17 protein-coding genes are annotated in these 14,879 nt (G+C 59.2%); 10 read left to right on the top strand and 7 right to left on the bottom strand.

Annotated features, from left to right (window positions below; all coding sequences use genetic code 11):
- Window positions 1-3 precede the first annotated feature (3 nt).
- On the bottom strand, window positions 4-414 hold the full coding sequence (locus C1J02_RS12585) for a Fur family transcriptional regulator (RefSeq protein ID WP_114878894.1): 411 nt from the start codon (window positions 412-414) through the stop codon (window positions 4-6).
- A gap of 364 nt (window positions 415-778) precedes the next feature.
- Between C1J02_RS12585 and C1J02_RS12575 the strand changes: the two genes are divergently transcribed.
- Window positions 779-2,092: a DEAD/DEAH box helicase gene (locus C1J02_RS12575; RefSeq protein WP_114878892.1), complete on the top strand. Its 1,314-nt coding sequence runs from the start codon at window positions 779-781 to the stop codon at window positions 2,090-2,092.
- A 3-nt stretch (window positions 2,093-2,095) separates the two neighbouring features.
- Window positions 2,096-2,338 (top strand): hypothetical protein, encoded by a 243-nt coding sequence (locus C1J02_RS12570; protein WP_114878891.1) that lies wholly within the window; start codon window positions 2,096-2,098, stop codon window positions 2,336-2,338.
- Window positions 2,339-2,399: 61 nt separating this feature from the next.
- On the opposite strand, the gene C1J02_RS12565 is transcribed toward C1J02_RS12570, so the two are convergent.
- Window positions 2,400-3,278, bottom strand: a complete 879-nt coding sequence (locus C1J02_RS12565; RefSeq protein WP_114878890.1) for a tellurite resistance TerB family protein — start codon at window positions 3,276-3,278, stop codon at window positions 2,400-2,402.
- Between the two features lie 138 nt (window positions 3,279-3,416).
- On the opposite strand from C1J02_RS12565, the gene C1J02_RS12560 reads away from it, so the two are divergent.
- Complete coding sequence (locus tag C1J02_RS12560) at window positions 3,417-4,307, top strand: DMT family transporter (protein ID WP_114878889.1); 891 nt, start codon at window positions 3,417-3,419, stop codon at window positions 4,305-4,307.
- A gap of 2 nt (window positions 4,308-4,309) precedes the next feature.
- On the opposite strand, the gene C1J02_RS12555 is transcribed toward C1J02_RS12560, so the two are convergent.
- The 4 genes from C1J02_RS12555 to mazG form a co-directional block, all read right to left on the bottom strand.
- Entirely contained in the window at window positions 4,310-5,719 is a 1,410-nt protein-coding gene (locus tag C1J02_RS12555; protein WP_114878888.1) for a YdiU family protein, read from the bottom strand.
- Window positions 5,720-6,169, bottom strand: a complete 450-nt coding sequence (locus C1J02_RS12550) for an N-acetyltransferase (protein WP_114878887.1) — start codon at window positions 6,167-6,169, stop codon at window positions 5,720-5,722.
- Window positions 6,166-7,107 (bottom strand): nucleoside hydrolase, encoded by a 942-nt coding sequence (locus C1J02_RS12545; protein WP_114878886.1) that lies wholly within the window; start codon window positions 7,105-7,107, stop codon window positions 6,166-6,168. The genes C1J02_RS12550 and C1J02_RS12545 overlap by 4 nt, the downstream gene beginning before the upstream one ends.
- An 83-nt stretch (window positions 7,108-7,190) precedes the next feature.
- On the bottom strand, window positions 7,191-8,036 hold the full coding sequence (mazG, locus tag C1J02_RS12540) for a nucleoside triphosphate pyrophosphohydrolase (protein ID WP_114878885.1): 846 nt from the start codon (window positions 8,034-8,036) through the stop codon (window positions 7,191-7,193).
- 62 nt (window positions 8,037-8,098) lie between these two features.
- On the opposite strand from mazG, the gene C1J02_RS12535 reads away from it, so the two are divergent.
- The 4 genes from C1J02_RS12535 to C1J02_RS12520 are packed head-to-tail and all read left to right on the top strand — an operon-like array spanning window position 8,099 to window position 11,664.
- Entirely contained in the window at window positions 8,099-9,268 is a 1,170-nt protein-coding gene (locus C1J02_RS12535) for a M20 aminoacylase family protein (RefSeq protein WP_114878884.1), read from the top strand.
- Entirely contained in the window at window positions 9,268-10,233 is a 966-nt protein-coding gene (gene speB, locus C1J02_RS12530) for an agmatinase (RefSeq protein WP_114878883.1), read from the top strand. The genes C1J02_RS12535 and speB (C1J02_RS12530) overlap by 1 nt, the downstream gene beginning before the upstream one ends.
- Window positions 10,230-11,177 carry an agmatinase gene (gene speB, locus C1J02_RS12525; RefSeq protein ID WP_114878882.1) on the top strand — a complete coding sequence of 316 codons (948 nt, stop codon included), beginning with the start codon at window positions 10,230-10,232 and terminating at the stop codon, window positions 11,175-11,177. Before speB (C1J02_RS12530) ends, speB (C1J02_RS12525) begins: the two co-directional genes overlap by 4 nt.
- A 49-nt stretch (window positions 11,178-11,226) precedes the next feature.
- Window positions 11,227-11,664, top strand: coding sequence for a DUF1499 domain-containing protein (locus C1J02_RS12520; RefSeq protein ID WP_114880541.1), 438 nt, complete (start codon window positions 11,227-11,229; stop codon window positions 11,662-11,664).
- Window positions 11,665-11,666: 2 nt separating this feature from the next.
- On the opposite strand, the gene C1J02_RS12515 is transcribed toward C1J02_RS12520, so the two are convergent.
- A complete protein-coding gene (locus tag C1J02_RS12515) occupies window positions 11,667-11,939 on the bottom strand; it encodes a hypothetical protein (protein ID WP_114878881.1) in 273 nt (90 codons plus the stop codon).
- Between the two features lie 61 nt (window positions 11,940-12,000).
- On the opposite strand from C1J02_RS12515, the gene prfA reads away from it, so the two are divergent.
- The 3 genes from prfA to C1J02_RS12500 all read left to right on the top strand — a co-directional run bounded on the left by prfA (window position 12,001) and on the right by C1J02_RS12500 (window position 14,835).
- A complete protein-coding gene (prfA, locus tag C1J02_RS12510; RefSeq protein WP_114878880.1) occupies window positions 12,001-13,056 on the top strand; it encodes a peptide chain release factor 1 in 1,056 nt (351 codons plus the stop codon).
- Window positions 13,053-13,895 (top strand): peptide chain release factor N(5)-glutamine methyltransferase, encoded by an 843-nt coding sequence (gene prmC / locus C1J02_RS12505; RefSeq protein ID WP_114878879.1) that lies wholly within the window; start codon window positions 13,053-13,055, stop codon window positions 13,893-13,895. The genes prfA and prmC overlap by 4 nt, the downstream gene beginning before the upstream one ends.
- 214 nt (window positions 13,896-14,109) lie before the next feature.
- The gene (locus C1J02_RS12500) at window positions 14,110-14,835 is read left to right on the top strand and encodes a DUF4167 domain-containing protein (RefSeq protein WP_114878878.1); all 726 of its coding nucleotides are present in this window, start codon (window positions 14,110-14,112) and stop codon (window positions 14,833-14,835) included.
- The last annotated feature ends 44 nt before the right edge of the window (window positions 14,836-14,879 follow it).

The following is a 14,879-nucleotide window of genomic DNA, read 5'->3' as shown; positions in this document are numbered from 1 at the left end:
GGCTCACTTCCTGATCGGCACGCCGTAGAGCTCAAGCCGATGACCGCGCAGCTCATAGCCCAGTTTTTGCGCGATACGCTCCTGCAACGCCTCAATATCGGCGTCGACAAATTCGATCACTTCGCCCGAATGCATGTCGATCAGATGATCGTGGTGATCGCGCTCTGCGTCTTCATAGCGCGCCCGGCCGTCGCCAAACTCAAGCTTGTCGAGGATGCCCGCCTCTTCAAACAGCTTTACCGTGCGATAGACCGTCGCAATCGAAATCGCCGCATCCAGAGCCGAGGCGCGGGTGAACAGCTCTTCTACGTCGGGGTGATCATCGGCATCCTCGATGACCTGTGCGATGATCCGGCGTTGACCGGTCATGCGCAGGCCCATGGCCTCGCAGCGTTTGATGATGGGTTTTGACATGGCGTTGGGCCTTTGGGGTAATCGGCCCATGGTGTAGCGGCATTTGCGCCGCGCTGCCACATGCTTTTGCCGCAAAGGTTGACTTATCGCGGCGAGAGGGCCATGTGGGGGTCAAGCGATGCCTTCTGCCGCGTGAGCAGTGCCGGTTCTGGATCAATGATCCACGTATTTTCCGGGTTTTAAGGCGCGCCGATGTTCCCAAAATCACGCGTGGGGCCAAAACGCGATCAGACAGGTTTCCGGCATTTGGCCGTTGCCTGCGATCTGTTTTGCGTGACCCACGTGGCACATCCGACCCCTTTGAGGGCGGGGTGCTGCGCACCGACAGGGCGTCGCTTTTTGTGTGCGTCCAGAAAGAATGAATATGAGCGATTTTGACATGATGGGCCTGCCCAGAAAACTGGTGCAACGGCTGCATGATATGGGTCTCAAAGACCCGACACCGATCCAGAAACAGGCGATCCCGCACGGTATGAATGGCCGAGATGTGATGGGTCTGGCCCAAACCGGTACCGGTAAGACGGCCGCCTTTGGTGTGCCTCTGGTGGCCCAGATGATGGCCATGGAAGGCCGCCCGAACCCGCGCTGTGTGCGTGGATTGGTTCTGGCCCCAACCCGCGAACTGGCCACCCAGATTTCCGTGAACCTGCGCGACTATGCCAAGGGATCATCCCTGCAGGTTGCGATGGTCGTTGGTGGACAGTCGATCAATACGCAGATCAAGCGGTTGGGCGGCGGTGTTGACCTTTTGGTCGCAACACCGGGCCGATTGCTGGACCTGATGGACCGCCGCGCCGTGCGTCTGGACGAAGCGACATTTCTGGTTCTCGACGAGGCCGATCAGATGCTCGACATGGGTTTCATCCATGACCTGCGCAAGATCGCGTCTGTCATCCCCAAGAACCGCCAGACCATGCTGTTCTCGGCGACAATGCCCAAGTTGATGAACGAGATTGCCAACACCTATCTGAATAGCCCGATCCGCATTGAAGTCTCGCCTCCGGGCAAGGCGGCGGACAAGGTGACGCAAGAGGTGCACTTTATCGCCAAGGCGGAAAAGACCGAACTGCTTAAGGAGCTGTTGGGCAAGCACCGCGGCGAACGGGCGCTGGTGTTTGGCCGTACCAAACACGGCTGTGAAAAACTGATGAAAACGCTGGTCAAGGCGGGCTTTGATGCGGCGTCTATCCACGGCAACAAAAGCCAGGGTCAGCGGGACCGCGCGATTGCCGGGTTCAAATCCGGGAATGTGACGATTCTGGTGGCCACGGATGTGGCGGCAAGGGGGCTCGATATCCCGGATGTGAAACACGTTTATAACTACGACCTGCCGAATGTGCCTGATAATTACGTCCACCGCATTGGCCGCACTGCGCGGGCGGGCAAGGATGGGGCAGCAATTGCATTTTGTGCGCCCGATGAAATGGGCGAATTGAAAGCGATCCAAAAGACAATGGGCACTGCGATCCCCGTGGCCTCTGGCCGCGCGTGGGAGGCGATGGAAATCCCCGACAAGCCCACGGGCCGTGGTCGCGGGCGCGGTGGTCGTCCGGGCGGCGGCGGCGGTCGTCCGAATGGCGGCGGCGGCGGTGGCGCTGCTGGCAAGCCGAACGGGGGGCGTAACCGCCGTCGGGGTGGCGGTGGTGGTGGCAAGCCCGGTGGGCAAAAGGCCGCGTAACCGATGCGCAAATTTGCCCTTGGTCTGCTTTATGTCGCGGTGGCGCTGCTGGTTTCTGTGCCGCCGATATTTGCCGCACTCTTGTCCGGCATGTGCATGAACCCGACCGGGGCCGCATGCCGTACCGTGACCATGTCAGATTGGTTCAAGGGCGAGCTTGCGATGATCTGGATGCCACCGTTGGTGCTGGCCATCGTCCTGATCTGGGTGATTTTCCGGCTGCACAGGGCCGCGCCACAAGATTAAGAAAAAAGGCGGCGGTCCACATTAGAACGCCGCCTTTTTTATTTATCGGTGGTCGCTGTGGTCAGGTGTAAAGAGATGGGACGCCCATTTGCGCGTGAACGTCATTCACCTCTGCGGGTTTCATCCCATATGCCTTGGCCAGCTTATGCAGATACTTCGCCTCGTCCTGGGTATCGAGATCAATGCCCAGCAGCGACATCGCGTAAATCTGCGGTCCCATGCCCTTGGGTGTCTGTTTGGCCAATGCATCGACGTCAACGGGCGCTTTCATCTGGGCGTTCACAAACGCGGCTTCCTCAGGATCGACATCGCCAAGCCTGCCCAGCAGTTTGTCCCGCTCTGCGGCATCAAAAGTGCCATCAGATTTTGCGGCCTGAATCATTGCGGCCAGCATCAGCGCGGCCGCGGCTTCCTGATCTTGCGAGGGTTCGATTGCGGGCTCGGGTGTTGCGTCAAACTGTGAATTGAGCACTTCACCAAAGCTGCCGCTTTCGCGTTGGGGACGGCGACGCAGGGTTTCATCGGTGCCCGCCAAAAGGCCTCCGGCACCGGCGGCACTTGCAAGGCCGCCCAGCAATCCGCCAAGGCCGCCTGCGCCGCCTTTGGACCCGCCGCCCAATTGTTCCAATAGGCCGCCAAGCCCGCCGGGCATGCCACCCCCGGCACCGCGTTGAGTTGATCCGCCGGCACCGCCCAGCAGGCCGCCCAACATGTCCTCAAGACCACCGCCGGCACCGGGACTGTGCGCGCCACCATGCGGGCGTGACCCGCCAGGATTGCCGCCCGCCTGATTCATCAGACCGCCCAGCAGGCCGCCCAAACCGCCGGATTGACCCGCGCGGCTGGTGCTGCCACCGCCGCCCTTTTTGATCATGGCGTTCGCGCCTTTGGCCACGGCGACACCGATGGCCACTTTGGCCAGTGTTTTCATCAAACTCATTGTTTTCCCCCGGAAATGAATCACATTGCCTTACTGTGGCATGTTTTTATGCGCGGTTGAGGGGAAAAAACGTGAACCGGCCTCAGCGGCAAGCAATTGCGCATTGACATCGCACCCCCTGGAACTGCTTTTGGGGGGATGGAGCGCAAAGCACACATTGATCTTTTTGGCGCTGCTGCGCTGATCGCCTTTGCCTTCAATCTCGCTTTTAATCAGGTCGTCATCAAGGTCACTGCGGGTGGGTTCAACCCGGTATTTGCTGCCGGCTTGCGGTCGGCGGGGGCTGTTGTGGTCTTGCTAATCTGGATGCGGTTGCGCGGGGTCAGCTTGCATGTGCCGCGCGACGCCTGGACGGCGGGACTGGTTGCCGGGCTGCTTTTTGCGCTTGAATTTACCTGTTTGTTTGTAGCGCTTGATATCACCACCGTCAGCCGGGCCTCGGTGATTTTTTATTCCATGCCGGTGTGGCTGGCCCTGATCGCGCATTATCTGTTGCCGGGCGAAAGCCTGACCCGTCTCAAAGGGGTGGGGCTGTTGCTGGCCATGGCGGGCGTTGCGCTGGCGCTGAGCAATCGAAGCGGTGGTGAGGTGAGTTGGACCGGAGATTTGCTGGCGCTGACATCGGCGTTTTGCTGGGCCGGGATTGTTCTGTGTGTGCGGATCACCCCGCTGTCCCGGGTGCCGCCCGCGCAGCAATTGATGTTTCAGGTGGCTGTGTCGGCCCCGATCATGTTGCTGTTTGCACCGCTTCTTGGCCCCCTGATCCGTGATCTGCAACCGATCCATCTGGCAGGAATGTTGTTTCAAATCATCGCGGTGGCAAGCCTTGGCTTTTTGGTGTGGTTTTGGCTGATGTCGATCTATCCAGCGTCCTCGGTCGCCTCGTTCAGCTTTTTATCCCCGGTGTTTTCCGTGCTTTTGGGCTGGTTGTTGTTGTCAGAGGATGTAGCGCCGTCGGTTTGGGGCGCGCTGGTGCTGGTGGCCAGCGGCATTTACCTGATCAACCGCAGGCCCAAACCTACGGCCTGATCTCAGGTGCCGCAGAATGTCGCGGGCACAATTTCGCTTTGTGTCGGTGGGCGGTGCAGATCGGTATCGGTATCGCTGAAGGGTGTCGATAGCGCCTTCATCAACCGCTCAAACGGGGCCATGTCGCCCGCAACCGCGGCTTCGATCATCTGTTCCATGCGATGATTGCGCGGGATGACCGCAGGGTTTGTGGCATTCATCAAACCCGTCGGGTCCGGTTCTTTGGCGATGCGCTGTTGCCAGATTTCGGTCCAGCCCTGAAACGCGTCGCGGTTGGTGAACTGATCTTGCGCCGTGGCCGTGGCCAAGGCGCGGAAGGCATTGGTGAAATCAGCGCCGTCTGTCTGCATCAGGTTGAGCAGGTTTTCGATCAGCGCAACATCATCTGGCTGCGGGTCTGAAATGCCGATCTTGGGTGCAAAACGGCGCAGCCAGGCGGCCTCAACCTGTGCAGGCATGGCGTGCACAATCTCGGTTGCCTGCGCGACTGCTGCGTCTTTGTCATCCATCTGTTGCAGCAGGCTGGTGGCAAGCTGCGCCATGTTCCAGATCACGATATTGGGTTGATTGCCAAAGGCATAGCGGCCCTGCTGATCGATAGAGCTGAACACCCGGCCACTGTGAAATGCATCCATAAAAGCGCAGGGGCCATAGTCGATGGTTTCGCCCGCAATGCTGCAGTTATCGGTGTTCATCACGCCGTGAATAAACCCCACGGACATCCATGAAGCGACCAGTTCAGCCTGGGCCGCACAAACGGCGCGCAGCAGGTCCATCGCATCTTTTGAATCCGGGTAATGGCGCTTTATCGCGTAATGAGTGAGGGTTTTGAGGTTTTCGGTCTGGCCGCGATGGGCAAAGACCTGAAACGTACCGACCCGCAGGTGGCTTTGCGCCACGCGGGTCAATATCGCACCGGGCAGCGCGCCCTGTTCGCGGAAAATCGGCTCGCCTGTGCTGATGGCGGCCAGCGCGCGGGTGGTGGGGATGCCAAGTGCATGCATCGCTTCGCTGACCACGTATTCGCGCAACACAGGGCCAACCCAGGCGCGGCCATCGCCACTGCGCGAATAGGGGGTAGGGCCAGACCCTTTCAGCTGGATATCGCGGCGGGTGCCGCTTTTATCGATCACTTCGCCCAACAGAATGGCGCGGCCGTCGCCCAATTGCGGATTGAAGTTGCCGAATTGATGGCCCGCATAAAGCTGCGCCAAGGGGGCCGCGCCGTCAGCGATTTGATTGCCAGAAAACACCTGCGCCACCTCGGCCAGATCGCCCACCTCAATGCCCAGCACCTGCGCCAACCCGTCGTTAAAGGCCAAAACCTGTGGCGTTTTCACCGGTGTTGGGTTCAGCCGGGTGAAAAACCCGTCTGGCAAAGTAGCATAGCTGTTGTCGAAAGGGATCAGCATTCAAAGGGTCTTTGACATGAACATATAGCGATCACGCTCGCGAAATCCGGCGCGGCGGTAAAGCTTGACCGCTGCTGCATTGTCGCGGTCCACCTCCAGATGAATGGCCCGCAATCCGCCGCCTGCCAGGGCGCGGGGCAGGGCAATCAATGCCTCTGACGCAATGCCGCGCCCGCGCACGCCGGGGCGGATGTAAAGTTCGTCAATGATGGCATCGAGACCGCCAAATTCCACCGACCAGCCGAACGTGATCACGACATAGCCGATGGGTGCGCGCGGCGGTCCGATCAGATAGGCCGCCCCGTGCGGAATGCCATCCAGCAGGGGCGAGATGCCCGCCGTCAGCGCCTCATCTGACATCGTGATGTTTTCTTCGGCATGAAACGCAGCAACAAGTGCCGTCAAACTGTTCAGATGTTCGGGTTTGGCGAGGGTCAGGGCGGCGCTCATAAACGGGCCAGCCGTTCCGTCAGCAGGGCAAAAAAGCCATCCGCATCAATGTCGCCCATGAACGTGGCGTTGGGCGCGCGGTCGGTGACGCCCCACCAGTCGGCGACGGTCATGCCCATGGTGAGTTCCGATTGGGTTTCAATCTCGACGTTGATGTGGCGGCCGGAAAAGAGGTCAGGCTTCAACAGATAGGCGGTGACGCAGGGGTCATGAAGCGGCGCACCGGCTGATCCATATTTTTCCTTGTCAAAACGTTCAAAGAAATCGGTCATCTGGGCCACGGCAGTGCCAACAGGTGTGTTCAGCGCGCGAAACGCATCATTGCGTGGTTTCGTGACTAAGGCCTTGTGCGTGACATCCAGTGGCATCACCACGATCGGAATGCCAGATTTAAAAACAATATCAGCGGCCTGCGGATCGACGTAAATGTTAAATTCAGCCGTGGGGGTGATGTTGCCCCCCTCGAAATAGCCGCCGCCCATCAATACGATCTTGGCCACCCGTTTGGCAATGTCAGGGGCTTTTTGCAGGGCTGTTGCGATGTTGGTGAGCGGGCCGAGCGGACACAATGTGATGGTACCGGGGGCATATTCGCGCAGTTGGTCAATGATGAAATCGACGGCATGACCGTCTGCCAAAGGCATGGTCGGATCGGGCAGGTTTGGGCCATCAAGGCCGGTTTTGCCGTGCACATGTTCCGCCGTGACCAGATCGCGTCCCAAGGGCCGGTCACAGCCTGCGAACACTTTCATATCTGTGCGCCCGGCCAATTCGCAGACAATGCGTGCGTTTTTTGCGGTCAGTTCCAGCGGCACATTGCCCGCGACACATGTCAGACCCAGCACCTCCAGCTCATCCGGGCAGGCAAGCGCCAGCAGGATCGCCACTGCGTCATCCTGGCCGGGGTCGGTGTCGATAATGATCTTGCGTGCGGGCATAAGGCGTCCTTTTTCGGCGTAGAGATAGGGCAAGTACCGGCTGAGTAAAAGGGCGTCGGCACCGCGTCGGTATCGTGTCGGTATTACGTCGGCGTTGTTTTGCCTGCGCGCTCGTCCGCCTTAACCGCATCCCAAAGCGCGTCCATTTCGGCCAGATCGCTTTCTGCAGGTGTCTTGCCAAGGGCCGCCAGGCGCGCCTCGACCGCCTCAAAGCGTCTGGTAAACTTGGCATTGGCCGCACGCAAAGCTGCCTCTGGATCAAGGCCCAGATGACGACCCAGATTGGCCATGACAAACATCAGATCGCCAAACTCCTCTTCGACCTCTGCGGGGCTTAGCGATTCGCGGGCCTCGACCAGTTCGGTTGCCTCTTCGGTGATCTTGGCAATGACCTGCGTGGTTGAGGGCCAATCAAAGCCAACCCTTGCCGCGCGTTTTTGCAGCTTGAGCGCGCGCAGCAGGGCAGGCAGGCCAATAGCCACACCTTCCAATGCGCCGCCTTGTGCTTTGCCAGCGCGTTCTTGCGCCTTGATCGCTTCCCAATCGGCGGTCTGTTGTTCAGCAGATTTATCCCGGCTCTCGGTGCCAAAAACATGTGGATGCCGCGCGACCATCTTGTCCGAGATGTTGCGGACCACGGATTGAAAGCTGAAATGCCCGGCCTCTTCGCCCATGGCCGTGTGATAGACCGATTGCAGCAGCAGGTCGCCCAATTCGCCCTCAAGTTCCGGCCAATCACGGCGTGCGATGGCGTCGGCGACTTCGTAAGCCTCTTCAATGGTGTAGGGGGCGATGCTGTCAAAATCCTGTTCGATATCCCACGGACATCCCGACGCGGGATCGCGCAGGCGGCGCATGATTTCCAACAGGCGCTCAATGCCGGCACTCGTATCGTGGATCAGGGCGTCATTGTTTGGTGTATCTGGCATTGCGGCTGGGTCCTGTCTGGTGTCAGATACCTCAACAAGAATGCACTCAAGGAGTCCAGCCCATGCCAGTGGTGAACCGTATTGCCGCCTTTGCGCCTGTGATGAAAGAATGGCGGCAATATCTGCACACCATCCCTGAACTGGGCATGGAATGTCACAAGACAGCAGCCTTTGTGGCAGAACGGCTGCGCGAATTTGGCGTGGATGAACTGCACGAAGGGTTGGCGACGACGGGGATTGTGGCAATCATCAATGGCCAGGGTGACGGGCCGACCATCGGGTTGCGCGCCGATATGGACGGTCTGCCGATTATCGAGGCGACGGGGGTGGATTATGCCAGCACCCACCCAGGCAAAATGCACGCCTGCGGGCATGATGGGCATACGACCATGCTGCTTGGTGCGGCAAAGTATCTGGCCGAGACCCGCAATTTTGCGGGCCGCGTTGCGCTGATCTTTCAACCGGCAGAGGAAACCGGCGGCGGGGCCGAGGTGATGGTCAACGAGGGCATGATGGACCGGTTCGACATCGCCGAGGTCTATGCGCTGCACAATGCGCCGGGGTTTGAACAGGGCGGGTTTTATACCACAACCGGGGCCATCATGGCGGCGGTTGATACCTTTCACATTCACATCAAGGGCAAGGGCGGACATGGCGCGATGCCGCATGAGACCTGTGATCCGGTGATTGCGGCCTGCGGCATTGCACAGGCCGTCCAGTCGATTGTCAGCCGCAATCATTTGGCCACGAAGGAACTGGTTGTGTCCGTCACGCAAATCCATACCGGGTCTGCTGACAATGTGATCCCCGATACCGCCTATATCAACGGCACCGTGCGGACTTTTGACAAGGACGTGCAGGACATGGTGATGCGGCGGCTGAAAGAGATCGCTGCGGGACAGGCCGCAAGTTACGGCGTTGACGCAGAGTTGATCTATGAGATTGGATACCCTGCGACTGTAAACGATGCCGAAAAGGCCAGATTTGCAACGCAGGTGGCACAGGACGTGGCGGGCGCGGATCATGTGATCGCGGAATACAGCCGCGAAATGGGCGCCGAAGATTTCAGTTACATGCTGGAAAAACGCCCCGGTGCTTACCTTTTTCTGGGTCAGGGTGAGGGGCCGGGACTGCATCATCCCGAGTATAACTTCAACGATGAGGTGGCCCCGGTTGGTGCCTCGTTCTTTGCGCAGATTGTGGAACAGGCCCAGCCGTTGGGAGGGAAATAATGGCATTAGAGGATGCAAAAACCCAAGTAGATCAGGCGTTTACCCGTGAGGACCTCAAGGGGCCGAGTTTCGAGAATGCCTTTGGTGGGGCCACGTCGTTTTTGCGGCGGCGCTATACCAAGGACCTGCGCGGTGTGGACATCGCGGTGACGGGTATTCCGTTCGATCAGGCCGTGACCAACCGCACCGGCACCCGGCTTGGCCCCCGCGCGATCCGTGAGGCCAGCACGTTGCAACCTTTTGATCCGCCCTATGGCTGGGATTTTGATGTGCTCAGCGAATTTGCCATAGCGGATTATGGCGATCTGGCGTTTGATTATGGCCATGTCAGCCAGTTTCCTGGTGCGCTCAAGGCGCATATCAAGGGGATATTGGATGCAGGAGCGGCCAGCGTGGTCTTGGGCGGCGATCACTATATCACCTTTCCGGTACTCAAGGCCTATGCAGAGAAATATGGGCCGATCAGCCTGCTGCAATTTGATGCCCATTCCGACACCTGGCCCGATGATGACATGGACCGGATTGACCATGGCACGATGTTTTACAAAGCGGTCAAGTCGGGGATCGTGAACCCGAAAACATCCGTGCAGGTGGGGATCAGGACCACCAATGAGGACACATTGGGGGTTACCGTCATTGACGCCCGCGAGGTGCATGAAAAAGGGCCGGTGGCCACGGTTGCGCGGATCAAAGAGGTTCTGGGAGATACCCCAACCTATCTGACCTTTGATATTGATGCGCTCGACCCGGCCTTTGCCCCCGGCACCGGGACGCCGGTCTGGGGTGGTCTGACGTCGGCACAATGCGCCATCATGCTGCGTGATCTGGCGGGGATCAACATCATGGGCGGTGATGTTGTCGAAGTGTCGCCGCCCTTTGACACCACGGGGGCCACGGCCATTGCGGGCGCGCATATTGCGACCGAGATTTTGTGCCTTTTGGGACATCGGATGAGGACCACATGAGTACCAAGAACCAACCGATCAGCGGCAATGATCTGGCCCGGTTTTCCGGGCCGAACACATTTATGCGCCTGCCGTCGGTCAATGACCTGAAGGGCCTTGATGTGGCGGTGCTGGGCATTCCGATGGATATCGGCACCTCGTGGCGGTCTGGCACCCGGTTTGGGCCCAAACAGGTGCGCAGCGAAAGCGCGATGCTGCGGCCCTATAATCTGGCGACCGGGGCGGCACCCTTTGACAGTTTGCAGGTGGCGGACATTGGTGATCTGGCGATCAATACGTTTTCACTGAGCGATAGTTTGCGCATTATTTCAGAAAGTTATGATGCGATCCTCAAGTATGACGCGATGCCATTGGCGATTGGCGGCGACCATTCCATCACTCTGCCGATTTTGCGCGCGATGGCGAAGCGTCATGGCCCCCTGGCATTGGTCCATGTCGATGCCCATGCAGACGTGAATGAGGATATGTTTGGTGAACGCGAAACCCATGGCACGGTGTTTCGCCGCGCGCATGAAGAAGGGCTGATAAACCCTAAGAAAACATATCAAATCGGGTTGCGCGGCACTGGATATTCGGCGGAAGATTTCAGTGAGGCCGCCGGTTGGGGATTTCAGCAATTTCCGGCCCACGAATTATGGGGACGGTCGCTTGCGTCCCTAGGCGCTGAGATCAGGCGCGATATTGGCGATGTGCCTGTCTATGTAACCTATGACATCGATAGCCTTGATCCGGCTTATGCGCCCGGGACCGGCACACCGGAAATTGGCGGGCTGACCACGCCGCAGGCGCTGGAGCTGATCCGCGCGCTGAAAGGGTTGAACATTGTTGGCGGCGATCTGGTTGAGGTATCGCCCCCCTATGACACCTCTGGCAATACCGCGCTGACCGGAGCGAATATCCTCTATGAGATGTTGTGTGTCCTGCCCGGCGTTGCGTATCGTTGAGCGGGCGGGATTGAGTATTTTTGGCGAAAAGAAGCGGGGGCGGCTGCGCATGGTTGGATGGATCGTGCTGATCTTGATTGCGGGGGTTTTGGCCTATGTCCGTCTTGCCCCTGTGGATGTCGACAAATGGCATAATCCGCAATTGCCGGTGATGGGGCCGGGTGAATATCCCGGCGTGGGGCGTTTTGTCGGTCAGTATGTGCAGGAGGGTGATGGGCGCGACGCCCTGGCTCGACTGCATGCGGTGGCACTGGCCACGCCGCACACGCAGGTGATTGCGGGCAGCCCTGACGCGGGGAAGATCACCTATATGACCCGCTCAAAGGTAATCGGATTTCCCGATTTTTCCACCGTAACGCTGACGCCGCTGCCAGGCACCGGCAAGTCCACGCTGCAGCTTTTCGGACGGCTTCGGTTTGGGAAGGCGGATTTTGGGGTGAATGAAGCGCGTATGAAGTATTGGGCAGACCGCGCAGACCTGAAATAGGTTTAACCGGCCTCAGGTATTTTCGATATTTGCGGAGACAGTTGGCTGCTCAGACACCCTTGTTGCACTTCGCGCCACATCGGCACATTCAGCGACATCTGGCATTGCGCCATGAACATGCGCCCATCGACCTGCAGACAGATCGTTTCGCCCAGCTCAACGCGGTTGTGGTTGCGGTCGGTGCAATAGCAATCATTGGTCTTGCCGCCCGGTGCCGCGACATCGGCCAAAGCGCTGAAAGGCAGGAGCGAGAGGATCATGGCGTAGCGTATCATGTGCCTTATATAGCACAGCGGAGGCTCTTGACCAAAGCCGTTTCATCAGCGACACGACAATATGATCCCGATGGACCGCCTTGAACAAATTTCGCAGCGTTTTCAGTATTTGGAAGCGTCTATGGCGGCTGGCTCGGACGGGGCGGATTTTGCGGCTTTGGCCAAGGAATATGCCGATCTGCGCCCGGTGGTTGAACAGATTGATGCCTATAAGCAATTGCTGAGCGACATGGCTGAGGCCAAGGCGATGCTGGCGGACCCTGAAATGGCGGAATTGGCGCAAGAAGAAATGCCGACGCTCAGGGCGGCGCTGCCACGTGCAGAGGCGGCGTTGCAACTGGCGCTTTTGCCGCGCGATGCGGCGGATGCCAAGCCCGCAATGCTTGAGATCAGACCGGGTACGGGTGGCGACGAGGCCGCGCTTTTTGCTGCTGATTTGTTGCGGATGTATCAACGATATGCCGAAGCGCGCGGTTGGGGCTTCGAGTTGATCGAAGAACAGATGACCGAACTTGGCGGTGTCAAGGAAGTGGTGGCGCATATTACCGGGCAAAACGTGTTTGCACGGTTGAAGTTTGAAAGCGGCGTGCACCGGGTGCAGCGGGTTCCGACGACAGAGAGCGGTGGGCGCATCCATACCTCTGCGGCCACTGTGGCGGTGCTGCCGGAGGCCGAAGACGTCGACATCGAGATCAACCAGAACGATCTGCGCATTGATACGATGCGGTCCTCCGGGGCAGGCGGCCAGCACGTAAACACAACTGATTCGGCTGTGCGCATCACCCATTTGCCGACCGGCATTGTGGTCACATCATCGGAGAAATCCCAGCACCGCAACCGTGAAAAAGCCATGCAGGTGCTCAAGGCGCGGCTCTATGATCTGGAGCGGTCCCGGATGGACAGCGAACGTTCGGCGGACCGGGCGGCACAGGTGGGATCGGGTGATCGGTCAGAGCGGATCAGAACCTATAATTTCCCGCAAGGGCGGATGACGGACCACCGGATCAACCTGACGCTTTATCGATTGGATGCGGTGATGCAGGGCGATCTGGACGAGATTGTCGATGCGCTGACCGCCGATGCCCAGGCACGGATGCTGGCCGAGATGAACGGATGAGCGCGCCGACTGCAGCCCAGGCGATGGCGGCGGCCGCATCGCGGCTCCGTGCGGCTGGGGTGCCAGACCCGGCGCGGGATGCGCGAATATTGCTGGCCCATGCGGCATCGGTTGATGCCGCCCGCGTGACCCTGATAGCGCCTGAAGAAATCGCGCCCGAAATTGCCGAACGGTTCGAGCATCTGATCGCGCTCAGGGTGGTGCGGGTCCCGGTGTCGCATCTGATCGGCAGTCGTGCATTTTATGGACGTGATTTCAAAATCAGCCGCGATGTGCTGGACCCGCGCCCTGAGACGGAGACGTTGATTGAATTGGCGTTGATGGAACCGTTTGAGCGGGTTCTGGACCTTGGCACCGGATCGGGGTGCATTCTGGTGACGCTGCTGGCCGAGCAGCAGGACGCGCGCGGCCTTGGCGTGGACGTGTCGGAGGCTGCATGCCTTCAGGCCAGCGCAAACGCGGTGGCGCATGGGGTTCAGGACCGCGCAGAGATCGGTCAGTCCGATTGGTTTGAGGCCGTCGAAGGGCGCTTTGATCTGATCGTGTCGAACCCGCCGTATCTGGGGCTGGGTGAAATGGCCGATATTGCGCCTGAACTTGCCTTGCATGAGCCTGCCATTGCGCTGACGGATGGCGCTGATGGCTTGTCGGCCTACCGCATAATTGCCGAGCAGGCGCATGGGTATCTGACGGCAAAGGGGCGTGTGATGGTGGAAATCGGCTGGCAACAGGGCAGCGAGGTCAGCGATATCTTCAGCGCCGCAGGATGGGGGCGGGTTACGCTTGCACATGATCTTGATGGCCGCGCGCGTGTCGTTTGTGCCGACAGACCCGCCTAAAACGGCGAAAAACAACCTATCATCGGATTAATATTACACTTTACACTTGCCGTGGGCGATTTGGCATGCTTATTCAAAGATGTTGCAGCGGTGGATGCTTACGGGCGGTCCCGCGCGGCATTATGCCCAACAACTCGCACATCCGGGATATTCATTGGTGCTGCTACGCCACCCGGGTTTTACGAATAACAGCATTGAAGGCTGAAAAGTTTACATGAAATCAACCAGATCTCGGGGCCGGTCGAAGAGCAACCGCAACCGTTCGCAGAACAATCAAGGCGGCAATGTCGTCAATCGGGTATTCGACAGCTCAGGCCCGGAAGGCAAAGTGCGTGGCACGCCAAGCCAGGTGATTGAGAAATACAATCAATTGGCCCGTGACGCCCAGCTTAGCAATGACCGCGTTGCGATGGAGAATTTCCAGCAACACGCAGAGCATTACCTGCGGCTGCTGGCTGAGGCACAGCGTGAAATAGATGCAAAGCGGGAAGAGCAGGAGCGCCAGAACCGCGAACGCCAGATTGAGCGCGACCGCGAGCGCCAGGAACGCCAGGACCGCCAGGAGCGCGAAGGCAACCCTCAGGATGCCAATCAGCAAGACAACGCCCCGCAGCATCAGGGCGAGGGCCAACAGCCGCACGCGCAGCAGAATGACAATCAACAAAACGAGGGCGGTTCGCGTCGCGATGCCGATCGCAGCGGTGACCAGCCACAGCAACAGCCCAAGCCCAAGCCGAGATCACGGCGCAAACCTGAAACCGTGTCACAGCTGCCTGATTTTGTGACGCAAGGCGAAGCGGCAGAACCCGACAATGGTCTGGTTGAGACGCCTGAAAGCAAACCCAAGCCAAAGCGTGCCCCGCGCCGCAAACCCGACCAGCCAAAAGCAGATGGCAACGGCGGCGATGGCGGCGGCGATCAGCCCGAAGCGGCAGAATGATTTAGACAAGGGCCTCGCGGGATGCGGGGCCTTTTTCTTGGAGG

It is taken from the genome of Sulfitobacter sp. SK011, assembly GCF_003352065.1.
GTDB lineage: Bacteria > Pseudomonadota > Alphaproteobacteria > Rhodobacterales > Rhodobacteraceae > Sulfitobacter.
Note: the sequence above shows the minus strand (reverse complement) of the source record. Positions and strands in the feature narration are given on the sequence as shown.